25 protein-coding genes are annotated in these 24743 nt (G+C 69.3%); 2 read left to right on the forward strand and 23 right to left on the reverse strand.

What is annotated here, in order from left to right:
- Positions 1-26: 26 nt before the first annotated feature.
- The 16 genes from ABT296_RS22660 to ABT296_RS22735 all read right to left on the reverse strand — a co-directional run bounded on the left by ABT296_RS22660 (position 27) and on the right by ABT296_RS22735 (position 15680).
- Positions 27-647: a GTP-binding protein gene (locus tag ABT296_RS22660; RefSeq protein ID WP_351930080.1), complete on the reverse strand. Its 621-nt coding sequence runs from the start codon at positions 645-647 to the stop codon at positions 27-29.
- On the reverse strand, positions 628-1023 hold the full coding sequence (locus ABT296_RS22665) for a DUF742 domain-containing protein (RefSeq protein WP_351930082.1): 396 nt from the start codon (positions 1021-1023) through the stop codon (positions 628-630). The genes ABT296_RS22660 and ABT296_RS22665 overlap by 20 nt, the downstream gene beginning before the upstream one ends.
- Positions 1020-1427 carry a roadblock/LC7 domain-containing protein gene (locus ABT296_RS22670; protein WP_351930084.1) on the reverse strand — a complete coding sequence of 136 codons (408 nt, stop codon included), beginning with the start codon at positions 1425-1427 and terminating at the stop codon, positions 1020-1022. The genes ABT296_RS22665 and ABT296_RS22670 overlap by 4 nt, the downstream gene beginning before the upstream one ends.
- A complete protein-coding gene (locus ABT296_RS22675) occupies positions 1424-3043 on the reverse strand; it encodes a sensor histidine kinase (RefSeq protein WP_351930086.1) in 1620 nt (539 codons plus the stop codon). The genes ABT296_RS22670 and ABT296_RS22675 overlap by 4 nt, the downstream gene beginning before the upstream one ends.
- A 374-nt stretch (positions 3044-3417) precedes the next feature.
- The gene (locus tag ABT296_RS22680) at positions 3418-6270 is read right to left on the reverse strand and encodes a DEAD/DEAH box helicase (protein WP_351930088.1); all 2853 of its coding nucleotides are present in this window, start codon (positions 6268-6270) and stop codon (positions 3418-3420) included.
- Between the two features lie 40 nt (positions 6271-6310).
- Positions 6311-7201, reverse strand: a complete 891-nt coding sequence (locus ABT296_RS22685; RefSeq protein ID WP_351930089.1) for a diacylglycerol kinase — start codon at positions 7199-7201, stop codon at positions 6311-6313.
- 31 nt (positions 7202-7232) lie between these two features.
- On the reverse strand, positions 7233-8180 hold the full coding sequence (tatC, locus tag ABT296_RS22690) for a twin-arginine translocase subunit TatC (protein ID WP_351930091.1): 948 nt from the start codon (positions 8178-8180) through the stop codon (positions 7233-7235).
- Positions 8181-8227: 47 nt separating this feature from the next.
- Positions 8228-8512, reverse strand: a complete 285-nt coding sequence (gene tatA, locus ABT296_RS22695) for a Sec-independent protein translocase subunit TatA (RefSeq protein WP_351930093.1) — start codon at positions 8510-8512, stop codon at positions 8228-8230.
- Positions 8513-8772: 260 nt separating this feature from the next.
- Entirely contained in the window at positions 8773-8967 is a 195-nt protein-coding gene (locus tag ABT296_RS22700; protein ID WP_351930095.1) for a hypothetical protein, read from the reverse strand.
- A gap of 10 nt (positions 8968-8977) precedes the next feature.
- Positions 8978-9268: a hypothetical protein gene (locus ABT296_RS22705; RefSeq protein WP_351930097.1), complete on the reverse strand. Its 291-nt coding sequence runs from the start codon at positions 9266-9268 to the stop codon at positions 8978-8980.
- Positions 9269-9336: 68 nt separating this feature from the next.
- Positions 9337-10341 (reverse strand): helix-turn-helix transcriptional regulator, encoded by a 1005-nt coding sequence (locus ABT296_RS22710; RefSeq protein WP_351930099.1) that lies wholly within the window; start codon positions 10339-10341, stop codon positions 9337-9339.
- Between the two features lie 18 nt (positions 10342-10359).
- Positions 10360-11313 (reverse strand): helix-turn-helix transcriptional regulator, encoded by a 954-nt coding sequence (locus tag ABT296_RS22715; protein ID WP_351930101.1) that lies wholly within the window; start codon positions 11311-11313, stop codon positions 10360-10362.
- Between the two features lie 159 nt (positions 11314-11472).
- Entirely contained in the window at positions 11473-11844 is a 372-nt protein-coding gene (locus ABT296_RS22720; RefSeq protein WP_351930103.1) for an FKBP-type peptidyl-prolyl cis-trans isomerase, read from the reverse strand.
- A gap of 75 nt (positions 11845-11919) precedes the next feature.
- The gene (locus tag ABT296_RS22725; protein ID WP_351930105.1) at positions 11920-12921 is read right to left on the reverse strand and encodes an FKBP-type peptidyl-prolyl cis-trans isomerase; all 1002 of its coding nucleotides are present in this window, start codon (positions 12919-12921) and stop codon (positions 11920-11922) included.
- A 128-nt stretch (positions 12922-13049) separates the two neighbouring features.
- Positions 13050-14411 carry a Pup--protein ligase gene (pafA, locus tag ABT296_RS22730; protein WP_351930107.1) on the reverse strand — a complete coding sequence of 454 codons (1362 nt, stop codon included), beginning with the start codon at positions 14409-14411 and terminating at the stop codon, positions 13050-13052.
- Between the two features lie 9 nt (positions 14412-14420).
- Positions 14421-15680: an MFS transporter gene (locus ABT296_RS22735; protein WP_351930109.1), complete on the reverse strand. Its 1260-nt coding sequence runs from the start codon at positions 15678-15680 to the stop codon at positions 14421-14423.
- A 107-nt stretch (positions 15681-15787) separates the two neighbouring features.
- On the opposite strand from ABT296_RS22735, the gene ABT296_RS22740 reads away from it, so the two are divergent.
- Positions 15788-16813, forward strand: a complete 1026-nt coding sequence (locus ABT296_RS22740; protein WP_351930111.1) for a LacI family DNA-binding transcriptional regulator — start codon at positions 15788-15790, stop codon at positions 16811-16813.
- A 50-nt stretch (positions 16814-16863) separates the two neighbouring features.
- Here ABT296_RS22740 and prcA read toward each other — a convergent pair whose 3' ends face one another.
- The 6 genes from prcA to arc form a co-directional block, all read right to left on the reverse strand.
- Positions 16864-17610 (reverse strand): proteasome subunit alpha, encoded by a 747-nt coding sequence (prcA, locus tag ABT296_RS22745; protein ID WP_351930113.1) that lies wholly within the window; start codon positions 17608-17610, stop codon positions 16864-16866.
- A gap of 61 nt (positions 17611-17671) precedes the next feature.
- Positions 17672-18517 carry a proteasome subunit beta gene (prcB, locus tag ABT296_RS22750; protein ID WP_351930115.1) on the reverse strand — a complete coding sequence of 282 codons (846 nt, stop codon included), beginning with the start codon at positions 18515-18517 and terminating at the stop codon, positions 17672-17674.
- Positions 18469-19074, reverse strand: coding sequence for an endonuclease VII domain-containing protein (locus ABT296_RS22755; protein ID WP_351930117.1), 606 nt, complete (start codon positions 19072-19074; stop codon positions 18469-18471). The genes prcB and ABT296_RS22755 overlap by 49 nt, the downstream gene beginning before the upstream one ends.
- A gap of 49 nt (positions 19075-19123) precedes the next feature.
- Entirely contained in the window at positions 19124-19342 is a 219-nt protein-coding gene (locus ABT296_RS22760; protein WP_189711133.1) for a ubiquitin-like protein Pup, read from the reverse strand.
- A gap of 188 nt (positions 19343-19530) precedes the next feature.
- Positions 19531-21042 carry a depupylase/deamidase Dop gene (gene dop, locus ABT296_RS22765; RefSeq protein ID WP_351930119.1) on the reverse strand — a complete coding sequence of 504 codons (1512 nt, stop codon included), beginning with the start codon at positions 21040-21042 and terminating at the stop codon, positions 19531-19533.
- A gap of 234 nt (positions 21043-21276) precedes the next feature.
- Positions 21277-23043, reverse strand: coding sequence for a proteasome ATPase (gene arc, locus ABT296_RS22770; RefSeq protein WP_351930121.1), 1767 nt, complete (start codon positions 23041-23043; stop codon positions 21277-21279).
- Positions 23044-23588: 545 nt separating this feature from the next.
- Here arc and ABT296_RS22775 point away from each other — a divergent pair.
- On the forward strand, positions 23589-23891 hold the full coding sequence (locus tag ABT296_RS22775; RefSeq protein ID WP_351930123.1) for a ferredoxin: 303 nt from the start codon (positions 23589-23591) through the stop codon (positions 23889-23891).
- A gap of 21 nt (positions 23892-23912) precedes the next feature.
- Here ABT296_RS22775 and ABT296_RS22780 read toward each other — a convergent pair whose 3' ends face one another.
- On the reverse strand, positions 23913-24491 hold the full coding sequence (locus ABT296_RS22780; protein WP_351930125.1) for a hypothetical protein: 579 nt from the start codon (positions 24489-24491) through the stop codon (positions 23913-23915).
- Positions 24492-24743: the final 252 nt, after the last annotated feature.

Raw genomic sequence — 24743 nt, forward strand, 5'->3', positions numbered from 1 at the left:
TTGGCTGGGGAGTTCGGGTCGGACGGTCAGGTGAGCGCGCCGGTCATGGCCAGCGAGTGCAGGAAGCGCATCAGGGTCATGAGGGTGTCCCGGCTGGAGGCGCGGCGGCGGGCGTCGCACTCCACGATGGGGATCTCCGGCGCCAGGTCGAGCGCCTGCCGGAGTTCCTCGATGGGGTAACGGGGCGCGTCGGGGAAGGAGTTGACGGCGACGACGAACGGCACCCCGCGTTCCTCCAGACGCCCTATGACGTCGAAGCTGACCTCCAGGCGGCGGGTGTCGATCAGCACGACCGCGCCGAGCGCGCCCTCGAACAGGCCGTTCCACAGGAACCAGAAGCGTTCCTGGCCGGGGGTGCCGAAGAGGTAGAGCACCAGTTTCTCGGTGATGCTGATCCGGCCGAAGTCCATGGCGACGGTGGTGGCCGTCTTGGTGTCGGAGCCGAAGTTGTCGTCGACGCCGATCCCGGCCTGCGTCATGGTCTCCTCGGTGGTCAGCGGCCTGATCTCGCTGACCGACCCGACCATGGTGGTCTTTCCGACACCGAAGCCGCCCACGATGACGATCTTGACGGCGGCCTGGGCCGTCTGCGGCAGCCGGTCCTCGGCCCGTGGACCCGGGATGGTGTCAGAGTTTTTGAAGTCCATGCATCACCGCTTCGAGGAGGGAACGGTCGGCGGCCGACTGCCGCACGAGCGGCTTGTGCGCCTCTACCAGTTCGTCCGTCAGCATCTCGGTGAGCACGACGGTCACCACGCTGAACGGGAGGTCGAGATAGGCGGACAGCTCGGCCACCGACAGCGGGGCCGTGCAGAGCCGGAGCAGCGCCGACTGCTCCGGCGTGGCGGAAGGCGGTGGGTCGGCGCGCGCCACGATTAACGTGACCAGGTCGAGGTCGGCGCGGAGCGCGCCGTCGCCGCCGACCACGAACATCCGCTCGGGATTCCTGCGTTCGCCCTCCTTGGGCTGGCGCGGGACCGGGGGCGGCTCGGGTTGGCGCCTCTGGCGTTGCGGAGGAGTCATACGGTCTGGCCGTTGCGCCTGGGCGGACTGGTCAGATGCGGTCCGATCCGGTCGACGAGGTCCCGCATGCGGTTGCTCATCAGGCCGGGCTCGGCGAACGTGTCGGACAGGACCGCGAGATAGGCGTTGGGTCCGGCGGCCATGAGGTAGAAGTAGCCGCGGTTGATCTCGATGATGACCAGCTTCATCTTGCCGTCGCTGTCGGGGATCTCGTGCGCGACGGCGCCGGCCAGGCTCTGCAGGCCGGCGCAGGCCGCGGCGACCCGGTCGGCGGCGTCGGGGTCGCCGCCGTAGCGGGCGATGCGCAGTCCGTCGGCGGAGAGCACCACGATCATCTCGATACCGGGTACGCCGTCGGCCAGATCCTTGAGCATCCAGTCGAAGTTGGCTCGCTGCTGGATCACTTGAGGTCCCCCTCGTCATCGGCCGGGGCGTGGGCCGGTTCGTTGGTCGGCTGGCGGAATGCGCTGGGATCGGGGTCGCGCTTGAGGCCCTCCCAGAAGGCCTCCACCCACAGGCCGGGCGGGGTGTCGTCCTCGGGCTGCGGCTCCGGGTCGGCCTTGATCGTGCCCCACAGGGGTTCCTCGCCCCGGGCGACGCGTTCCTGGTCCTCGCGTTCGATCCTGGCCTGCTGGGCGATCCGCTCGCTCAGGGGCGTCTTGACGCGGCTGCGGCGCTGCGGCAGGCCGCCCGCGGTCCACTCGGTGACGACCGGGACGTCGTCCTCCAGGGAGAGCCCGACGGGGATGCGCGGGTTGGTGGGGCGGCGCGTCTTGGGCTTGCGCTTGGGGCCTTCGAGGGCGCCGAGTTCGGGCTTGGGGGCGCTTCCGGCGCCGACGCCGATGCCGTGGGCGTAGCCGGGCGCGGGATCGGTGGTGATCATCTCGCGGGGCACGATGAGGACGGCGCGGACGCCGCCGTAGGCCGAACTGCGCAGCGACACCTGCATGTCGAACGCCTTGCACAGGCGGCCCACGACGGCCAGGCCGAGGCGGGGGGTGTCGCCGAGGTCCTGGATGTCGACGCCGGCCTTGGCGGCCTCCAGCATGCCCTCGACCTTGGCGCGGGCCTCCTCGCTGAGGCTGACGCCGGCGTCCTCGATCTCGATGGCCACGCCGGTCTGCACCTCGGTGGCGGTGACGTGCACCTTGGTCTGCGGGGGCGAGTAGCGGGTGGCGTTGTCGAGGAGTTCGGCGGCAGCGTGGATGACCGGCTCGACGGAGATGCCGCGGATGTTGACCTTGGCGATGTTGTCCAGCGAGATGCGCCGGTACTCCAGGATGCGGGACATGGCGCCGCGCAACACGCTGTAGAGGGCGACGGGTTCGGGCCACTGGCGGCCGGGGCGACCGCCGCCGAGGACGGAGATGGAGTCGGCGAGGCGGCCGATCAGCGCGGTGCCGTGGTCGATGCGCAGCAGGTCGTCGAAGACCTCGGGATTGCGGCCGTGGTCCTCCTCCATCTCCAGGAGTTCCTTGTTCTGCTGGTGCACGATCGCCTGGACTCGGCGGGCGATGTTGACGAAGGAGCTCTGGGCGGAGTCCCGCAGCGCCTCCTCCTCGTCGATGATGTCCAGCACCCGCTGGATCAGCGCCCGTTGGACGTCGGTCAGGTCGCGGTAGGAGGGGTCGAGCCGGGGGAGGTGGCGAATCACCTCCGCGGGGGAATTCCCGCGGTGCATGTGGTCGATCGCGACGGGCACGATCTCGCGCACCAGCCGTTCCATCTCCAACTCGTGGGTGGCCACGCGCCGTTCCAGGTAGGCGGTGCTGCGGGCGTGCTGCTCGACGGCGGCGCGCAGGGCGCGACCGCGCCGTACGACCTCGGTGGCCGTCGCGATCACCAGGACGGTGGCGACGGCACCGCACCAGCCGACGGCCGCCCGGGCGGGCCCGGTCACCAGGGCTGCGGCGACTCCGGTCACCGCGGCCATCAGTATCGCGGGCGGCAGGAGCACGCGCGCGTAGGGGAGTTCACGGCGCCGGGGCTGGGAGGCGGGAGGGGGTTGAACACTCACCATGTGGGCCCTCTGCAGGAATCGGCTGGGAGTCGGGGGCGTGCGGGGGGTACATCAGGGGTACGTTCTGGATCTAAGGGGGATTTGGAACAAGCGCACGAATACGCCTCAACTCGGTGCGCTGCGGGCGAGCTTAGTCCGACCGGATCATCGCCGTGTCATATTCAGCAACCACCTGAAATCACCCCAGCAGCAGGAGTACCCTCAACTCCATTTGCACGCTGCGAATTTGTTCGAACACGGTGTGTGACGGCGTACGCCGGTGCGAAAACCCTCACCGTGACGGGTGAGGAAACCACAGGGGGCGGCTCCCCTCCCGGGAAACCGCCCCTGCAACAACCGAGACCGCGGGTCCGCCGGGCCGGCGGACCATCACGTCAGCCGACCGACGAGTAGGCCACGACCCCCCGCAGCAGCTGCTCCACGGCCTTGCGCGCGGACTTCGCCACCGTCGACCCCTCCCGCGGTGCCGCCGCCGAGATCTGCCCGAGCACGTCGATGACCTGCTTGCACCAGCGGACGAAGTCACCGGCCGGCATCTCCGCCTCGCGCAGCACCTCGTCGAGCCCCTTGCCGCCCGCCCACATGTACGCGGCCCAGGCGAAGCCCAGATCGGGCTCCCGCTGTCCGACCCCCTCGGTCTGCCTGATCCGGAAGTCCTCCTCCAGGGCGTCCAGGCGCCCCCAGATCCGGACCGTCTCCCCCAGCGCGGCCTTGGCCTTCCCCGACGGCACCTTCGGCGCCGCCGCGTCGTCGCCGGCCCGGGACTCGTACACCAACGCCGAGACGCAGGCGGCGAGTTCGGCGGGGTCGAGGCCCTCCCAGACGCCCGCGCGCAGGCATTCGCTGGCCAGCAGGTCGAGTTCGCCGTAGAGCCGGGCGAGCCGCTTGCCGTGCTCGGTGACCTCGTCGCCGCGCAGGTAGTCCAGCTCGGTCAGCAGGGCCACGATCCGGTCGAAGGTCCGCGCGATGGTGTTGGTGCGGCCCTCGATGCGCCGCTCCAGCTGGGAGGTGTCCCGCAGCAGCCGGTGGTAGCGCTCGGCCCAGCGGGCGTGGTCCTCACGCTCGTCGCAGCCGTGGCAGGGGTGGGCCCGGATGGCGGTGCGCAGCCGGGCGATCTCCCGGTCGTCGGCGGCCTGCGCGCGCTTCTTGCGGGCCCGCTCCGGCGGGATGTGCCCGGCCTTGGTGCGCAGCGCGGAGGCGAGGTCGCGACGGGACTGCGGGGAGCGCGGGTTGAAGGTCTTGGGGATCCGCATCCGCTCCAGCGCCTCGACCGGCACCGGGAAGTCCATCGCCGCCAGCCGCTTGACCTGCCGTTCGGCGGTGAGCACCAACGGCCGCGGCCCGTCGTGATGTTCGAAGCCGCGGTGGCCGTTGGACCGCCCGGCGGGCAGCCCCGGGTCGAGCACCAGGGCGAGTCCGGCGTACTTGCCGGTGGGGACGTGGATGACGTCGCCCGGCTTGAGCCGCTCCAGTGCGACGGCGGCCTCGGCGCGCCGCTGGGTGGCGCCCTGACGGGCCAGTTCGGTCTCGCGGTCCTTCAGCTCGCGGCGCAGCCGCGCGTACTCGTCGAAGTCGCCGAGGTGGCAGGTCATGGACGCCTTGTAGCCGTCCAGCCCCTCCTCGTTGCGCTGCACCTGCCGGGAGATCCCGACGACCGACTTGTCGGCCTGGAACTGGGCGAACGACGTCTCCAGCAGCTCGCGCGAGCGATGCCGTCCGAACTGGTCGACGAGGTTGACGGCCATGTTGTACGACGGCTTGAAGCTGGAGCGCAGCGGGTAGGTGCGGGTGCCGGCGAGCCCGGCGAGGTGCTCGGGGCTCATCCCGCGCTGCCACAGCACCACGGCGTGGCCCTCGACATCGATGCCGCGGCGCCCCGCACGGCCGGTGAGCTGGGTGTACTCGCCCGGCGTGATGTCGGCGTGCTGCTCGCCGTTCCACTTGACGAGTTTCTCCAGCACCACGGAGCGGGCGGGCATGTTGATGCCGAGCGCGAGCGTCTCGGTGGCGAAGACGGCCTTCACCAGCCCGCGCACGAACAGCTCCTCGACGACCTCCTTGAAGGTCGGCAGCATGCCCGCGTGGTGGGCGGCGATACCGCGCTCCAGGCCCTCCAGCCACTCGTAGTAGCCGAGGACGTGCAGGTCCTCGGTGGGGATCGACGCCGTGCGCTCCTCGACCAGGGCGCGCACCTTGTGCCGTGCCTCGTCGTCGTTGAGCCGCAGTCCGGCGTACAGGCACTGCTGGACGGCGGCCTCGCAGGCGGCGCGGCTGAAGATGAAGGTGATGGCGGGCAGCAGGCCCTCGGCGTCGAGCCGTTCGATGACCTCGGGCCGGCCGGGCGTCCACACCCGGGAGCGCTGTCTGCGCTCCCGCTCGCGGTCGGCCTCACGCATGGCGCGCCCGCGTCTGCGGTCCTGGTACGAGGGCCGGGTCGCCTCCATCCGGGCCAGCCGCGTCAAGTCGGGGTTGACGGCCTTCTTGTGGCCCTCGCCCTCCTCGAACAGGTCGTACATCCGGCGCCCGGCCAGGACGTGCTGGAACAGCGGCACGGGCCGGTGCTCGGAGACGATCACCTCGGTGTCGCCGCGCACGGTGTCGAGCCAGTCGCCGAACTCCTCGGCGTTGGACACGGTCGCCGACAGCGACACCAGGGTCACCGACTCGGGCAGGTGGATGATCACCTCTTCCCAGACGGCGCCGCGGAAGCGGTCGGAGAGGTAGTGCACCTCGTCCATGACCACATGGCCGAGGCCGACGAGGGTCTGGGAGCCGGCGTAGAGCATGTTCCGCAGCACCTCGGTGGTCATCACGACCACGGGGGCGTCGGAGTTGACGCTGTTGTCACCGGTGAGCAGGCCGACCCGGTCCGCGCCGTAGCGGCGGGACAGGTCGGCGTACTTCTGGTTCGACAGCGCCTTGATGGGCGTGGTGTAGAAGCACTTCTTGCCCTGGCTCAGCGCGAGGTGGACGGCGAACTCGCCCACGATCGTCTTGCCGGAGCCGGTGGGAGCGGCCACCAGCACGCCCTTGCCCGCTTCGAGTGCCTGGCAGGCCTCGATCTGGAAGGGGTCGAGGCCGAAGTCGTACATCTCGCGGAAGGAGGCGAGCGCGGTGGCCTGCTCGGCAGCCCGCAGGCGGGCAGCCGCATACCGCTCGGCCGGGGAGAGGTCCTCTGTCATCGTGCTTTCGAGCGTACCGGGCCCCACCGACAACAGGACGATCATTATCCGGATCCGGGTTCCGTAAACCCCGGATCCACGCAGCTCACGGCCCTACGAGCCGGAGTGCTCCGGGGACGCAGCGGGCGGTCAGCGGCAGCGGGCCGAGCGGCTCGCCGTCCGCGTACCCGGTGATGTGCTCGGCGGCGATCTCCACCCGGGCGGCCCGGACCACGGTGACCGCGGGGTGACCGACGTGGCTGCCGCGGTAGACGCGGGGGAAGACCCTGAGCAGGGTCGCGCGGGAGCAGTTCCCGACGATGGTGAGGTCGAACAGCCCGTCGGTGAGGTCGGCGCCGGGGCAGATCCGCATGCCGCCGCCGTAGGAGGAGCCGTTGCCGACGGCGACGAGGGTGGCCTCGATCTCGCGGACCTCGCCGCCGTCGAGGGTGATCCGGTAGGGGAAGGGCCGGAAGGCGGCCAGTTCGGCGAGCATCGCCAGGTCGTACTTGAGGCGCCCGGCGGGCCACCGCATGCGGTTGCCGCGGTCGTTGACCCGGGAGTCGAAGCCGGAGGCGAGGACGGTGCCGAACCAGTGGTCGCCGACCCGGCCGAGGTCGATGTCGCGCACCCGGGAGCCCTTGAGCGCGTCGGCGACGAGCCGTCCCGCGGCGGCCGGGTCCCGCACGGGCAGACCGAGGGCGCGGGCGAAGTCGTTGCCGGTGCCGACGGCCACCAGGCCGAGCGGGGTCGCGGTGCCGGCGACGGCCTGGAGCGCGAGGTTCGCCATGCCGTCCCCGCCGACGGCGACCAGCGCCGTCGTGCCGTCCGCGACGGCGGCCCGGGCGCGGGCGAGGGCGTCCGCGGCGTCCACGCCGAGGACGGTCCGTACGGCGAATCCGGCGGCCCGCAACGCGGAAGCGGCCGGCTGCGCCGCTGCGGCGCCCCGGCCGCGGCCCGCGGTGGGGTTGACGAAGAGGGTGATCTCGCTGCTCACGGAAGAGACCCTATGAGCTGCCCCGCGATCCTCAGGTCACGTCGTCATAACCGTTGATCCGCTCCGAGGACGCCTGCTCGGGCAGTGCCCTGGCGGCGGAGACGGCTTCGACCTCGCCGATCGCCTCGGGGGTCAGATCGAGGTCGGAGGCCTCGTCGTCGGAGGGGCCCATCTCGTCACGGCGGCGCCTGCGCCGGTCGTTGGTCAGCGAGACCGCGACGGCGAGGAAGTACAGGATCCAGATCGGTCCGGCGAGCGCCATCATGGTCAGCGGGTCGGTACTGGGGGTGGCGACCGCCGCGAACACCGTGATGCCCATGATCATGCCGCGCCACCAGCCGAGCATCCGCTTGCCGGTGATGGCCCCGCTGAAGTTCAGCATGACCAGCAGCAGCGGCAGCTCGAAGGAGAGACCGAAGACGATCACCATGCGCGTGACGAGGTCCAGCAGATCGTCGAGCGGCAGCAGGTTCTCCACACCGAACGGGGTGAACTCGATGAGCACCTTCGCGGTGGCGGGGAGCACCTTGTACGCGAAGAAGGCGCCCATCAGGAAGAGCGGGAAGCCGGTGGCGACGAAGCCGTAGGCGTACTTGCGCTCGTGCTTGTGCAGGCCCGGGGCGACGAAGGCCCAGAGCTGGTAGAGCCAGATCGGCGAGGCCAGGACCACGCCGGCCATCAGCGACACCTTGAGCGCGAGGGTGAAGGGGGTGAGCAGACCGTTGATGGTGATCTGCGCGCACGTCTCTTCGGTGCTGGCGTTCGCCAGTTCCTCGAAGCTCTTCGAACAGCCGACCGACTCAAGGATCGGCTTGGTGAAGAAGCTGATGATGTCCATGTAGAAGAAGGCGGCGACGATCGTGACCACGACGATCGCCAGCATCGCCTTCGCGAGCCGGTTGCGGAGCTCGCGAAGGTGTTCCGCGAGGGGCATCCGTCCCTCGGGGTCCCTCTCCTGCTTACGGGCAGACTTCAGCAACCCACGTTCCCATCTCGTGCGGCGGGCCGGAGGTCACCGGCCCTGCGTCAGCGCTTGGTCGTGTCCGTCGGCTCGGAGACCGGGCGCGAGCTGGTCACGTCACCGGGGGCGGCCTGGATGATGCGCTGCGCGGGCTGCTCGTCCGCGGTGTGCGGGGGGTCGGCGGGGGCGGCGGACTTGTCGCCGTCCTCCTTCATCGCCTTGGCCTCGCTCTTGAGGATGCGCGCCGACTTACCGAGCGAACGCGCCATGTCCGGAAGCTTCTTGGCACCGAACAGCAGGATGATGACGACGAGGATCAGAATGATCTCGGTGGGTCCGAGCCGTCCCATAAGTCTTTTACCTTCTCACCGAGGCGGGCGGGTGGGTTGCTGTCCGACCGGTCGGACAGATGTCCGAACGATCGTGCTGACAGCGATCGTAACGCTCAGGGGTAAACGTCCGGCAATCCCCGTGCATACTCCCGGTCCGCGGTCCGGGCCTCGTTCTCCGGCCGCGATCAGCAGCGTACCCGCCCCATGCGTCAAGTTGACAGGGCGAAAAGGCCCAAAACGCTTCCGGCGCGGGACTCACAGCCGCCTCCCAGCCGGACTCACAGGGAGTCAACAGCCCGCGCCGTGCTCGTCGCCGCCCGCTCCAGGTCCTCGGCCGCCCTGTTGATGCGCCGCGCCGACTCCGCGACCTGCTCACCCAGACGCCGCGCCTCCACGAAGACACGTACCGCGAGCACACCGAGAACGGTGAGACCCAGGAAACCCACAGCTACCGCGAACATCGGCCAGAACATGCCGCCGAGCCTAGAGGGTCGAGTGCAGCCGCAGCGTACGCACCCCGCCGCCGGTGAGCAGCTCCACGATCCGCTCCCCGGCCGGCTTGCGCACCGGCACCCCGCAGTCCGGGCAGGTGAAGGAGTAGAAGGTGGTCCGGCTGGAGGCGCCGATGGCCAGACGCAGCGCGCTCGCGGCGAGCTCGAACCGGCCCCGGCAGTCCGGGCAGCCCGCCCGGAACACCACGGGGACCACGCTTGTCATCCCGGCGAACGCCGACGCCACCGACACCCCGGTCAACACCGAATCAGTCAACCCCATCCACCCCTCGTCCCTGGTCGTCCGCCCACCGGGCGCCCCGCCCCCCAAGGGCCGCACGGCCCTCGGGCTCACGCCGGGACACCACCCCTGGGCTCCCCCGCCTCGACCCCGTCGTACCCGGCCAGCGCCTCGCGCGCGGCCCGGCGGGCGCTCTCGGCCAGCTCGGGCGGCGCGACGATCCGGCCGTCCCGGCCCAGCCTCAGAGCCAGCCGCCGCAGCGATGCCGGCTCCGGGGTCCGCAACGTAATACGCAGACCGCCGTCCGCCAGCTCATCCGCACTGTCGTGCGGGTAGTACTCCGCGACCCAGCGCCCGCCCGGCCCGACCTCCACGATCACCTCGGGATCCTCCGCGGCGGGCTGCACCAGCCCCTCCGACAGATCCCGCAGCTCGATCTCCGGCGGCGCCGACGGCTCGTCGAGGATGCGGATCTCCGCCACCCGGTCCAGCCGGAAGGTGCGCCGGGCCTCGGAGCGGCGGCACCACGCCTCCACATAGGTGTGGCCCACGCTCACCAGCCGGATCGGGTCGATCTCCCGCTCGGCGACCTCGTCACGCGCCGGGGAGTAGTAGCGGATCCACAGCCGCCGCCGCTCCGAGATCGCCCGGTCGACATCGGCGAAGACCCCGCCCTCCGACTCGAACGTCACCGACAGCCGGGCACTCGCCCCGGCCGCCTCACCGGCCGCCGCCTCCACCTTCGCCGTCGCCCGCAGCAGAGCCTGCCGGTCGCCCTCGCGCAGCCCCGGCAGCGTCGCCACCGCACGGGCCGCCACCAGCAGCGCCGTCGCCTCGTCGGACGCCAGCCGCAGCGGCTCCGCCACGTCGTCGGGGTTGTGCCACCAGATGTGCTCCCCGTCGGTGTCGATGTCGAGCAGATCACCGCCGCGGAAGCTGGTACCGCACATGGGCAGCACATCGAGGTCCGAGACCAGCTCGTCCTCGGTGATGCCGAAGGCGCGCGCCACGTCCTCGACCCGCGCGCCGGGGCGCTCGCGCAGATACGTCACCAGCGAGAGCATCCGCCGCGTCTGGTCGATGGCGTTCACGGGCCTGACCGGTTTGCCTGCCACAGTCCTCTTCCGCTCCGCTCAGCCCTTGGCCACGGCACGCAGCCGGTCCATCACTTCGGCCCGCAGCTCGGCGGGCTCCAGCACGACCACGTCCGGGCCGAACTCCACCAGCCAGGCGTCCAGACCGTGCCCGTACGGAATCTCCAACTCGTCCCAGCCGTCACCGAGTTCCCGCACCCGGGTGGCCTTCGCCCGCAAGGGGTACCCGGCGTCCGAGCGCAGCCGGATCAGCGCGGAACGGTCCGCGCTCTCCCCCGCCCAGCCCGCGACGGTCTCCCGCACCGTGACCACGTCCGGCACCGCGGCGGTGAACCGGCCCGCCCGCGAACGGACCTTGCCGGTGATCCGGGAGAGCCGGAACACCCGCTCCGCACCGCGGTCCCGGTCCCAGCCCGCCAGATACCAGTGACCCCGCCAGCACTCCAGCGCCCACGGCTCCACCGTGCGCGGCTCGGGACGGGCGGCGTTGGCCTTGCGGTAGTCGAAGAGGACCGGACGACGGTCCCGGCAGGCCAGCATCAGCGGCTCGAAGGACGCCTCATGCACCGGAATCCTAGGCTCCAGCGCACCATGGGCCTCGTAGGGGTCGACGTCCTCCGGCAGACCCGCCGCCCGCAGCTTCTGCAGCGCGCCGCTGGCCGCACCCGCCAGCCGGGCCTGCTGCCACACCTTGGCCGCCAGGCCCAGGGCCGCGGCCTCCTCGGCGTCGAGCGTGATGGGCGGCAGCCGGTTGGAGTCCCGGCTCGCGAGATAGCCGATCTCACCGTCGAGGCTCTCCACCGTCTCGATGACCAGGCCCAACTCCCGCAGATCGTCCTTGTCCCGCTCGAACATGCGGTTGAAGGAGTCGTCCGAGCCGGCCTCCAGGTATGCCTCGATGGACTCACGCAGCTCACGCTTGCTCAGCGGCCGGCGCGTCCCGAGCAGACACAGCGCCAGATTCATGAGCCGCTCGGCCTTGGCAATGGCCATCGACGCCCTTCGCCTCCCTATGGTGCTTACGATCGACGACCGTACCGCCCCCGAGTGGCGCGGCAAAAGCCGAGGGCCCATGCCCGGACAGGCATGGGCCCCATACAGTCGGGTCCGGTCGTACGACGATCAGACCCCGAGTGATCGGACCTCAGATGATCAGACCCCGAGGAGGTCGACCACGAAGATCAGCGTCTCGCCCGGCTGGATCGCCGGAGTGGGGCTCTGGTTGCCGTACGCCAGGTGCGCCGGAATCGTCAGCCGACGACGACCGCCGACCTTCATCCCCTGCACGCCCTGGTCCCAGCCCTTGATGACCCGGCCGCCACCGAGCGGGAAACGGAACGGCGCACCGCGGTTCCAGCTCGCGTCGAACTCCTCGCCGGTGCTGAAAGCGACACCGACGTAGTGCACGGTCACCGTCTGGCCGGCCTGGGCCTCCTCGCCGTCACCCTCCCAGAGGTCCTGGATCTCCAGGTCCTTCGGCGGCTCGCCCTCGGGGAAGTCGATCTCGGGCTTGTCGATGCTCACGTGTTCAGCTCCATGCTTGTTGTGGAAAGACGCCTGCGAACAGGCAACGATCACAGTCTTACATCCCCCGCGGGGTCACATCTTCGCCAGAATGTCCACCGAGAACACCAGCGTGGAGTCCTTCTTGATGTCACTGCCCTGCGGCGGGTTGTCGCCGTACCCGAGGGCCGGCGGAATCACGATCAGGACCCGGCTGCCGACCTTCTTGCCCGTCAGCCCCTGCGCCCAGCCCTTCACCACCTGCTGGAGCGAGAACGAGGCCAGCTGCTTGTTGGCGTACGTCGAGTCGAACTCCTTGCCGCCGTCCCACAGCACACCCTCGTACTGCACCAGCACGCTGTCCTCCGCGCCGACCTCCTCGCCGTCACCCTCCAGGATGTAGTTCGCCACCAGCTTCGTCGGCGCGTCGGCGTCCGGCACCGTGATCTCGGGCGCCTTGCCGTCGGTGTTCGTACCCACCGCCGGCAGTTTCGCGTCGTCCTGCGCGACCTTGCTGCCCTTCGCCGAACTCTTCGAGTTGAACGTCCCCTGCACATCCACCACGAACACCAGCGTGTCGGTGCCCTTGATGCCCGCCTGGCTGTTCCCCTGCGTGCCGTACCCCCACGTCGGCGGCACCGCCATCTGGACCCGGCTGCCGACCTTCTTGCCCGGCAGCGCATAACGCCAGCCGTCGATGATGCTGCCCTGCGCCAACTGGATCACCAGCGGCGTCTTACGGTCGTAGGAGTTGTCGAACACCTTCGCCGTGGCCCAGATCTGACCCAGATAGTGCGCCTGGATGTAGTCGTTCTCCGCGACCGTCTGGCCGTTGCCCGCGATCACCGTCTTCACGGCCAGATCCTTGGACGGCTCGCCACTGCCCTTGGCGACGGTCGGCTTCTGCCCGAACTCCGTCCCCGCGGTGATCGCCGGCAGCGGACCGTCGACGATCTTCGGCGACGGCGCGGCCGACGACTCCGGCGCCGACGGCGACGGACTGCCGCTCGCCTCGCTGGAGTCGGCCTTGTCGTCGCCGCACGCGGCGAGCGTGGCCAGACCGGCGGGTACGGCAATGAGAAGTGAGCGTCGGCGCACGGTGGGGGCCTCGTAATCGGTCGATCTTGTGGATGGCGTGCGCGCAACTCTACGACGTGAGAAGGGCGCCGTACGAGAAACGTACGGCGCCCGTGTTGCGTTCCGGCACCACGGCCGAAACACCCGGCTCACATCCCGGCGATCAACTTCTCCACCCGGTCGTCCACCGAACGGAACGGGTCCTTGCACAACACCGTCCGCTGAGCCTGGTCGTTCAGCTTCAGGTGCACCCAGTCCACCGTGAAGTCCCGACGCTGCTCCTGAGCCCTGCGGATGAAGTCACCGCGCAACCGGGCCCGAGTCGTCTGCGGCGGCACCGACTTGCCCTCGAAGATCTTCAAGTCGTTGCAGATACGGGCCGCTTGACCCTTCCGCTCCAACAGGTAGTACAGACCCCGACGACGGTGGATGTCGTGATACGCGAGGTCTATCTGAGCGACCCGCGGATGCGACATCGTCATGTTGTGCTTGGCCCGGTACCGCTCGATCAGCTTGTACTTCATGACCCAGTCGATCTCCGTACCGATACGGTCCAGATCCTCCGACTCGATCGAGTCCAGCGTCCGGCCCCACAACTCCAGCACCTGCTCCACGGTGCCCGTGCGGATACCCCGGCGCTCACAGAAGTCCACGGCCTTCTCGTAGTACTCCCGCTGCACCTCCAGCGCCGACGCCTCCCGGCCACTGGCCAGCCGCACCTTGCGCCGGCCCGTGATGTCATGACTGACCTCACGGATCGCCCGGATCGGGTTCTCCAGCGTCAGATCCCGCATCACCGTGCCCGCCTCGATCATGCGCAGCACCAGGTCGGTCGCACCGACCTTCAGCAGCATCGTCGTCTCCGACATGTTCGAGTCGCCCACGATGACATGCAGCCGGCGATACCGCTCCGCGTCCGCGTGCGGCTCGTCCCGCGTGTTGATGATCGGCCGGGAACGCGTCGTCGCCGACGAGACACCCTCCCAGATGTGCTCCGCCCGCTGACTCACGCAGAACACCGCGCCACGCGGGGTCTGCAACACCTTGCCCGCACCGCACAGCAACTGGCGGGTCACCAGGAACGGAATCAGAATGTCGGCGAGGCGGGAGAACTCCCCGTGCCGCGCCACCAAATAGTTCTCGTGGCAACCGTAGGAGTTGCCCGCCGAGTCGGTGTTGTTCTTGAAGAGGTAGACGTCGCCCGCGATTCCTTCCTCGTGCAGGCGTCGTTCGGCGTCCACCAGTAGCCCTTCCAGAATGCGCTCGCCTGCCTTGTCGTGCGTGACCAACTCGGTCACGTTGTCACATTCGGGTGTGGCGTATTCCGGATGTGACCCCACGTCGAGATACAGGCGGGCACCGTTCCGCAGAAAGACATTGCTGCTGCGGCCCCATGACACGACACGGCGGAAGAGGTACCGAGCCACCTCGTCAGGCGACAGACGGCGCTGTCCCCTGAACGTGCACGTGACGCCGTACTCGTTCTCCAGCCCGAAAATGCGGCGGTCCATGACTGAACATTACGCCCGATCCCCTGCGCTGAAACGGGGTTCGACAGCACGGTTTGGATCATTTTCCGGTGAAGCCGCAACCACCGCACCCCGCCCCGCCTCCGCCAGCACCCCTCCCGTGGCCAGCAGGACCAGCAACGACGCACCCCCCGCGACCCCCGGAACGACGAAGCCCCACAAGGCCCCACCCGCCTCAACCACCGGCCCCGCGACCCCCGTCCCCACCGACGCGCCCACCGTGAACGTCGTCACAAGCCAGGAGAAGGCCTCGGTGACCGTCCCCCGCGGCGCGTGCCGATCCACCAACACGAACGCACAAGCGATACACGGAGCCAGGAACACCCCCGCCAACGCCGCCAGCAACACCATCCACACCACACCCGGCATCAGCACCAACGGCAGATAACACACCGCCAGCAACCCCACCAGCACCGTCAACCGCCGCCCCGGATCCCCCGCCCACCGCCGCGCCCCGTACACCGTCCCACCGAGCAGCGCACCCAGGCCCAGCGCCGCCATCAGCCACCCGTACACCACATCGCCGCCACGCCCGTCCGCGTACGACACCGCCGCCACCGTGATCGACCCCATCGCCATCCCCACGAACAGCAACGCCCCCAGCAACGCCAACAGCCCCGGCGACCGCAACGCACCCAGCCAGTGCGCCTCACGCGGGACCGACCGCCACGCACGCGACGGCCTCGACACCACCACCGACAGCGCGCCCAGCACACCGATCACATTCAGCACCAGCAACGCCGCCTGCGCCGACCACACCGCCGTACACAGCGTCACCAGCAACGGCCCGACCGTGAACATCACCTCCTGCGCCACGGCATCCATCGCGTACGCCGTGTGCAGCTGCCCCTCCCCGCGCAGCACCGACGGCCACAGCGCGCGCAGACCGCCCTCCAGCGGCGGCGTGAACAACCCCGCCACCGCCACCGCCGCGTACGCGAGCACCAGCGGCCCGATCCCCACGAACGCGAACACCGCCATCCCCAGCGCCGACACCACCGCGGCCGGCAACTGCACCCGCGGCTGCCCGTGCAGGTCCACCAGCCGCCCCAGCAACGGCTGGCCCACCGCGTTCGCCACCCCGTAGACCGCCGCCAGCGCCCCCGCCAGGCTGTACGAGCCGCCCTCGGCCCGCACGAACAACACGATCGCGATCGCCGCCGTGGCGTTCGGCAGCCGCCCCACCAGCGTGCCCACGAGCAGCCGGGTGGCATGCCTCGCCCTGAGGATCTCCAGATACCCCGCGGCCATGTGCCACCCACTCCTCGCCGAGACCCGACACGTTGTACGTATAACCCCGTGCGACATACGTACCATGTGCGCTGTTCACCCGTCCACACGAAAGCGCAGGCAACACCGTGGCACGAGGCAGCACCCGCCCCACCAGCCGCGACGTCGCCCAAGCCGCAGGCGTCTCCCAGGCCGCCGTCTCCCTCGTCCTCGGCGACAAATGGCGCGGACGCGTCTCCGAGACCACCGCCGCCCGCGTACGCGACGCCGCCCGCGACCTCGGCTACCGCCCCAACCTCGCCGCCCGCAACCTACGCCTCGGCCACACCCGCACCGTCCTCCTCGTCGTCCCCGCCCTCACCACCGAATTCTTCGCCGGCGTCTACACCGGCGCCGCCCGCGTCGCCGCCACCCACGGCTTCGGCGTCGTCCTCTACCCCTCCCCCGAAGGCATCGGCCCCGCCCGCGACCCCTTCGCCTCCGCCCAGGCCGCCCTCGACGGCATCATCGCCTCCTCCATGGCCGCCGACGCCCTCACCGCCATCCGCGGCGACCAACTCCCCCTCGTCATGCTCGACAGCGACCCCACCGGCAGCCTCGGCGCCGCCACCGTCAACCTCGACATCCCCGACGCCGTCCACCAGATCACCGACCACCTCCTCGGCCTCGGCCACCGACACTTCCTCCACCTCGCCGCCGACGTCCCCTCCTGGACCTTCGAAGTCCGCGCCCGCGAACTCCGCACCCGCCTCACCGCCGCCCCCGGCACCACCCTCACCACCGCAAGGGCCCCCATCTCCATCGAAGGCGCCCAGCACGCCGCCGAAACCGCCCTCGCCACCCCCGGCCCCCGCCCCACCGCCCTCGTCTGCGACGACGACAAACTCGCCGCCGGCGCCTACAAAGCCGCCCGCCGCCTCGGCCTGCGCATCCCCGAGGACCTCTCCGTCACCGGCCTCGACGACCTCGCCCTCGCCACCGCCATCGACCCCGAACTCACCACCGTCCGCCTCGACGCCGAACTCTTCGGCGAACACGGCATGCACGCCCTCCTCGCCGTCCTGGACGGCCGCACACCACCCTCCGGCGACATCCCCGTCCACCTCGTCGTCCGCGGCTCCACAGCACCCCCCAGCACCCCCACAACGCCCTGAGCCCCGGCCGATGCATCGGCCGGGGCTCAGCGAGTCACAACAGAACGGAACTACTCCTCGTCGGCGTCCTCGGCCCCCTCGGCCTCCACCGACCCACCCTCCGACTCCAGCAACCGCGCCAACTGCGGACCCACGATCCGCCGGAACTTGCGCTGCTGCGGACGCGTACGATCCAGCACCGCCACCTCCAGCCGCTCCGCCGGAATCTCCCGCTGCTGACCGTTCGACTCACGCGACAACGCCTGCACCGCCAGCTTCAACGCCTCCGCCAGCGGCATCCCGTCCTCATGCCGCTGATCCAGATACGTACTGATCAGCTCGGCATTGCCACCCACCGCCACCGAACCGTGCTCGTCCACGATGGAACCGTCGTGCGGCAACCGATAGATCTGGTCACCCTCCGGCGTCTCCCCGACCTCCGCCACGACCAACTCCACCTCGTACGGCTTCTCGGCCGCACTGGAGAAGATCGTGCCCAACGTCTGGGCATACACGTTCGCCAGACCACGAGCGGTCACATCGTCACGGTCATAGGTGTAACCCCGCAGATCGGCATACCGCACACCACCGATCCGCAGATTCTCGTACTCGTTGTACTTACCGGCGGCCGCGAAACCGATCCGGTCATAGATCTCACTGAACTTGTGCAGCGCACGGGACGGATTCTCACCGACGAACACAATCCCGTCGGCATACTGCAGCACCACCAGACTGCGGCCCCGCGCGATGCCCTTACGGGCATACTCCGCCCGATCCGCCATCGCCTGCTGAGGGGAGACATAGAACGGCGTCGACACCGGTTATCCATCCCTTTCTGTGGAAGTCACTGGATCACCTACCAAGAACCACGCACACCGACTACAGCAGCGCGGCCCGCGGACCGTCCGGCTGCTCCAGACGCCGCTCCAGAATCGAACGGGCGATACCGGACGACTCCTCGTCCGTCAGCCGCCGGAAACCGTCCTCGGTGATCACGGTGACAATCGGGTAGATCCGGCGGGCGACATCGGGACCACCGGTCGCCGAGTCGTCGTCAGCCGCGTCGTACAGGGCCTGTACCACCAGTGTCGCGGCGTCGGCCTCACTCAGATCGGCACGGAACAGCTTCTTCATCGCACCCCGCGCGAAGATCGAACCGGAACCCGTGGCCGCGTAACCCTGCTCCTCGGAACGACCACCGGTCACGTCGTAGGAGAAGATCCGGCCCTTGCCGCGATCCACATCGAACCCGGCGAACAGCGGAACGACCGCCAGACCCTGCATCGCCATGCCCAGATTGGACCGGATCATCGTCGACAGCCGGTTCGCCTTGCCCTCCAGCGACAGCTGCGCGCCCTCGACCTTCTCGAAGTGCTCCAGCTCCAGCTGGAACAGCTTCACCATCTCCACGGCCAGACCGGCGGTGCCGGCGATGCCGACCGCCGAGTACTCGTCCGCGGGGAACACCTTCTCGATGTCCCGCTGCGCGATGACGTTGCCCATCGTCGCCCGGCGGTCACCGGCGAGCACGACGCCCCCGGGGAAGGTCACGGCGACGATCGTGGTGCCGTGCGGCGCCTCGATCACCCCCTGGACGGGCGGCAGTTGACGCTTGCCGGGCAGCAGCTCGGGCTGGTGCTCGGAGAGAAAGTCCATGAACGAGGACGACCCAGGCGTCAGGAAGGCAGCTGGTAGACGCCCGGTGCTACGAGTGTTGGCTTCCACGCGTTTCCTTCCACGTAAGCAGCAGCCCGCCTCATCGCGTCGGGCCGATCCTTGAACTGCCCCAGTGCGGCGTTGCAGCTGAAGCACAGTACGCCACGGACCCTACCCGTCTGATGGCAGTGATCCACATGTGCGGGCAACGCCTCCAAACAGATGCAGCAGACGCCTCCTTGAGAGGCGATCAGCTCGTCACGCTCGCCTTCGGTGATGCCGTAGTGCCGTTGCAGATGGCGCTGCCGGCCCTGGATCACCCGGCACGCCTTGCACCGCGTGGCGAGACCGTCGGATGCGGTCGCGTTGCGGTGCCATTCGCTGTGCGGCTTGACCTCACCGCATGTCCGGCAGAGCTTGTGCCCGGCCGGGACGTCCACCTTCTCCCGGACCTGTTTGCCCTGGGCCTCCCGGCGCCGCCGGTAGTGCGCGGCGCCGTATGCCGCCACACACTCCCGGCAGTGCACCTGAAGGCCGTCCCGACGGTTCCTGTCCCGCGCGAACGCGGCGACCGGCAGGTCCCGACGGCACTTCCTGCACTGCTTCGCCCTCGGCCCGTCACCCACCTCGAACCCCCGCGACTTTCAATTCGAAGGCAAAGGCCCCAAAAGACCTCTACTCTCCGCCTTTTTGCACGAAGCTTCGAACGAAATCCTCGGCATTTTCCTCAAGTACGTCGTCGATTTCGTCCAGAACCGAGTCGACGTCGTCGCTCAGCTTTTCGTGGCGCTCCTTGAGGTCCTCGGAGCCCTGCGCCTCCGCGGTCTGCTCCTCGACCTCCTCGGTCGAGCGCGTGGCCTTCTGCTGTCCGCCGCCGGTGTCCTTGGTTGCCATAACCCTCACCCCGCTCAGTTCGCCCGACATGGTCGCCAGGTCGACATTTCTGCCGATCGGTGATGATCAGACCCTACAAGCCCGGTCTGACATCGGCCCCGCACTTTCCTCAACGTGCTGGGGCCATCTCGATGATTCCCGGACGGGCGGTCTTCCACCCGTCCGGCCCCGGGTGGCCGGGGAGGGTTTCAGCCGCCGGACAGGACCTTGACCAGGTCTTCTGCGGTTCGGCAGCGGTCCAGGAGCTCCTTGACGTGATTACGCGTTCCGCGAAGCGGTTCCAGGGTTGGGACCCGCTGGAGGGAGTCCCGGCCGGGGAGGTCGAAGATCACCGAGTCCCAGGAGGCGGCCGCGACGTCGTCGGCGTACTGCTCCAGGCAGCGGCCGCGGAAGTACGCGCGGGTGTCCTCCGGGGGCTTGGTGCGGGCCCTTTCGACCTCGGACTCGTCCAGGAGCCGTTTGATGCGGCCGCGGGCCGCGAGACGGTTGTAGAGGCCCTTCTCGGCCCGTACGTCGGCGTACTGGAGGTCGACGAGGTGGAGTCGTGCGGCGTCCCAGTCGAGGCCGTCGCGGCGTCGGTAGCCCTCCATGAGTTCGCGTTTGGCGACCCAGTCCAGTTCGCCGGCGAGGCTCATGGGGTCGTTCTCGAGGCGGTTGAGGGTGTCCTCCCACCGGGCGAGGACGTCCTTGGTCTGGTCGTCGGCGTCGGCGCCGTACCGCTCCTCGACGTATTTGCGGGAGAGCTCGAAGTACTCCATCTGGAGCTGGACCGCGGTGAGTGTGCGGCCGCTGCGGAGGGTGACCAGGCGCTTGAGGGTGGGGTCGTGGGAGACCTGGTGGAGGGTGCGGACGGGCTGGTCGACGGCCAGGTCGACGGCGATGAAGCCGTCCTCGATCATCGACAGGACCAGGGCCGTGGTGCCGAGCTTGAGGTAGGTGGAGATCTCGGAGAGGTTGGCGTCTCCGATGATCACGTGGAGTCGGCGGTATTTCTCGGCGTCGGCGTGGGGCTCGTCGCGGGTGTTGATGATGGGGCGTTTGAGGGTGGTCTCCAGGCCGACCTCGACTTCGAAGTAGTCGGCGCGCTGGCTGAGCTGGAAGCCGTGTTCGTGGCCGTCCTGGCCGATGCCGACGCGGCCGGCTCCGGTGACGACCTGGCGGGAGACGAAGAAGGGGGTGAGGTGGCGCACGATGTCCGAGAAGGGGGTCTCCCGCTTCATCAGGTAGTTCTCGTGCGTGCCGTAGGAGGCGCCCTTGTTGTCGGTGTTGTTCTTGTAGAGGTGGATGGGCTGGGCGCCGGGGAGCTGGGCGGCGCGTTCGGCGGCTTCGGCCATGATGCGTTCGCCGGCCTTGTCCCACAGGACGGCGTCGCGGGGGTTGGTGACCTCGGGGGCGCTGTATTCGGGGTGGGCGTGGTCGACGTAGAGTCGCGCGCCGTTGGTGAGGATGACGTTGGCGAGGCCGATGTCCTCGTCGGTGAGCTGGGTGGAGTCGGCGGCTTCGCGGGCGAGGTCGAAGCCTCGTGCGTCGCGCAGCGGGTTCTCCTCCTCGAAGTCCCAGCGGGCCCGGCGGGCCCGGTGCATCGCCGCCGCGTAGGCGTTGACGATCTGGGATGAGGTGAGCATGGCATTGGCGTTGGGGTGACCGGGGACGGAGATTCCGTACTCCGTCTCGATGCCCATTACTCGCCGTACGGTCATGCGGCCCTCCTTGCCCGGCGGCGTCCTCGGTCGGGGACGCTGCTCAAGTACCGCTGGCGCTCCGGTGCGTGTGCGGTGCCCGTCCCCGCACTGCGCGACTCGGCGGTATGGAAGAGCCTAGAACGCCTTTGCGCTGGTGGGGAGATCATTTGCGTCTTTGCCTTGCTCCGGTGTTGGCCGGAAAAACAGTTGGCTGCGGGTACCCGGTGGGGGCACCCGCAGCCGCCCTGTCTTTTACAGGTACTGACCGGTGTTCGCCACCGTGTCGATGGAGCGTCCGGTGTCGGCGCCCTGCTTTCCGGTGATCAGGGTACGGATGTAGACGATCCGTTCGCCCTTCTTTCCGGAGATGCGGGCCCAGTCGTCGGGGTTGGTGGTGTTGGGGAGGTCCTCGTTCTCCTTGAACTCGTCCACGCAGGCCTGGAGGAGGTGGGAGACCCGGAGGCCCTTCTGGTTGTGCTCCAGGAAGTCCTTGATCGCCATTTTCTTGGCACGCCCGACGATGTTCTCGATCATGGCGCCGGAGTTGAAGTCCTTGAAGTAGAGGACTTCCTTGTCTCCGTTGGCGTAGGTGACTTCCAGGAAGCGGTTCTCCTCGGATTCGGCGTACATCTGTTCCACGGCGGTCTGGATCATGCCCTGGACCGTGGAGCCCTTGTCGCCGCCGTGCTCGCCGACGTCCTCGGGGTGCAGGGGGAGGCGTTCGGTGAGGTACTTGCCGAAGATGTCCTTGGCGGCCTCGGCGTCGGGACGCTCGATCTTGATCTTCACGTCGAGTCGGCCGGGGCGCAGGATGGCGGGGTCGATCATGTCCTCGCGGTTGGAGGCGCCGATGACGACCACGTTCTGGAGGCCTTCGACGCCGTCGATCTCGGCGAGGAGCTGGGGGACGATGGTGTTCTCGACGTCGGAGCTGACGCCGGAGCCCCGGGTGCGGAAGAGGGATTCCATCTCGTCGAAGAAGACGATGACGGGGGTGCCCTCGGATGCCTTCTCGCGGGCACGCTGGAAGACGAGGCGGATCTGCCGCTCGGTCTCGCCGACGTACTTGTTGAGGAGTTCGGGGCCCTTGATGTTGAGGAAGAAGCTCTTGCCCTGGGCCTGGCCGGTGACTTCGGCGACCTTTTTGGCCAGCGAGTTGGCGACGGCCTTGGCGATGAGCGTCTTTCCGCATCCGGGGGGTCCGTAGAGCAGGACGCCCTTGGGCGGGCGGAGTTCGTGCTCCTTGAAGAGGTCGGGGTAGAGGTAGGGGAGTTCGACGGCGTCGCGGATCATCTCGATCTGGCCGCCCAGACCGCCGATCTGCTCGTAGCCGATGTCGGGGACCTCTTCGAGGACGAGTTCCTCGACCTCGCTCTTGGGGACGATCTCGTAGACGTACCCGGAGCGGGGTTCGAGGAGGAGGGCGTCGCCGGGGCGGATGGTGACGTCCAGGAGGGGTTCGGCGAGCCGGACCACTCGTTCCTCGTCGGTGTGGCCCTGTACGAGGGCGCGCTCGCCGTCCTCGAGGATCTCCTTGAGGGTGACGATGTCGCCGACGCTCTCGTATTCCATGGCTTCGACGACGTTGAGCGCTTCGTTGAGCATGACTTCCTGGCCGCGGCGCAGGGTGTCGAGTTCGACGCTCGGGCTGACGTTCACGCGGAGTTTGCGGCCTCCGGTGAAGATGTCGGCGGTGCCGTCGTCGTTGGCCTGCAGGAAGACACCGAAGCCGGCCGGTGGCTGTGCGAGGCGGTCGACTTCTTCCTTGAGGGCCACGATCTGGTCGCGGGCCTCACGGAGCGTGTTGGCGAGCCGTTCGTTCTGGGCGGACACGCCGGCCAGGTTGGTCTGCAGCTCGACGATCCGCTCTTCGAGAATCCTCGTGTGTCGCGGAGAGTCGGCGAGCTTACGTCGCAGGACGGCGATCTCCTGCTCAAGGTAGGCAAGCTGTCCGGCGGGGTCTTCGGACCCTCGTGCCGGGCGGATGCCGCGGTTCATGTCGTCGTCGTGGGCTGCCACGGTCCTCACCTCCTCCAAGGGGAGCTGGACGTTTCCAGACCCTACCTGGGTGGGTGTCGATTGAAACCCCTAGATCACAAAGACTGTCAAGGTGTGTCGTCGGCCACACCCTGAGCTGTTCTCACGCCGTGTGGATACCCACTCAACGTCTGTCGGAAGCAGCCTGTTCCGGGCCGGACCGGTCAAACACCGTCGCGTACGGGCCCAGTTGCGTGCGTGGTGTCCGAAACGTCCGGGCCGGGAGGGGTCCGGTGGGCGGCTGGAGCGTGCCGGGTCCGCGGGGTGCGCGGCGGGTGTGCCGGGCGTGCGGGGGTGGTGCGGACGCCGGGCGCTCGTGACGCGGGGTGTCCGTGCGGGCGGTTCGGGTCACCGGTGGTAGCCGGTCGCCGGCCGGGTTCCGTCCTGTTTCGTGCGGTGGTGGGGGTACCCACCCACATGTGACTCGGGTCCGGCCGGAGGTAGGGTCGAGGCGTTCGACAGCCGTCGGTCCGGGTCCGTCTCGCAGGGGTCCGGGTGGCCGGGCGGCGCGGGAGACGGCGGGAGCGATGGACGTGGAGCAGGAGGCCGGGGTCGGCGAGGCGCTGGAGGTCTGGATCGATCAGGATCTCTGTACCGGCGACGGCATCTGCGCCCAGTACGCGCCGGAGGTGTTCGAGCTGGACATCGACGGGCTGGCGTACGTGAAGGGCGGGGAGGACGAGCTCCTGACGGAGGCGGGTGCGACGACGCCGGTGCCGTTGACGCTGCTGAGCGATGTGGTGGACTCGGCCAGGGAGTGTCCGGGCGAGTGCATTCATGTGCGCAGGGTGGCGGACCGGGTCGAGGTGTACGGTCCCGACGCGCAGTGACGCGCCGGGTGCGGGGTGTCGTCAGACGCTCTGTGCTCCGGCGGGTGTGGAGCGGATGAAGGTGCCGTCGTCCCAGCGCCAGGTGGCGTGGTCGGTGATGTCGGGGCAGCAACTGGGTACGTCGGGCGAGGAGTAGCCGAGCAGGCCGGCTTCGACGGTGCCGTCGTGCACGGCGAATTCGCTGACGGTCTGGCGGTCCCGCGGGTCGACGAGGGTGGCGACGACGCGTGGCTGTGCGGTGTCGGTGGCGCGGGTGAGGACGTAGACGCCGTCGGGCGGGGTGCCCATGGGGGCGTCGCAGTGGACGACGGCGACGGTTTCGGGGCGGCCGTCGCCGTCGAGGTCGCCGGTGGCCTTTTTGACGACGATCGCTTTGACGGGTCCGCATTCGAGCGGGAAGTCGGCGTGGTCGGGGTCGGGTGCGGTGACGGCGGTGTGGGCGGTTCTGGTTTCCGCGCCGGCCGTCTGTGCGGCGTTGGCGTGGTCGGGTTGCAGGACCGAGGAGAGCGCGACGACGCCGGCCACGGCGGTGGCGGTCGCGACCCAGTGGATCGGTCGGGTGTGCGTGTGTGCCAGTTCCGGGACGGCGGAGTGCTGCACTAGGAGTGTCTCCTGTGAGGGCTGTGCCGGTGGGGGTGCCAGGCATCGTGCCACACGTCACAGTCCGTGGGAACGGCGGGGTGCGAGGTTTGGCCTCGGAGGGCCGGGCGGGGTGGTGTGCCGTCAGTAAAAGGGCGCTGCGGGCCGGGTTGCTGGGGGAAGGCGCCGCCCGGGGGGGGGTTGGGTGGGGGGGGGGGGGGGCGGACCGGGCCGGCCCCACCGCGGCGGTGTGGGCGGCGGGGGCCCACCCCG

Origin of the sequence: Streptomyces sp. NPDC000983, from assembly GCF_040299205.1 — a bacterium.
GTDB lineage: Bacteria > Actinomycetota > Actinomycetes > Streptomycetales > Streptomycetaceae > Streptomyces.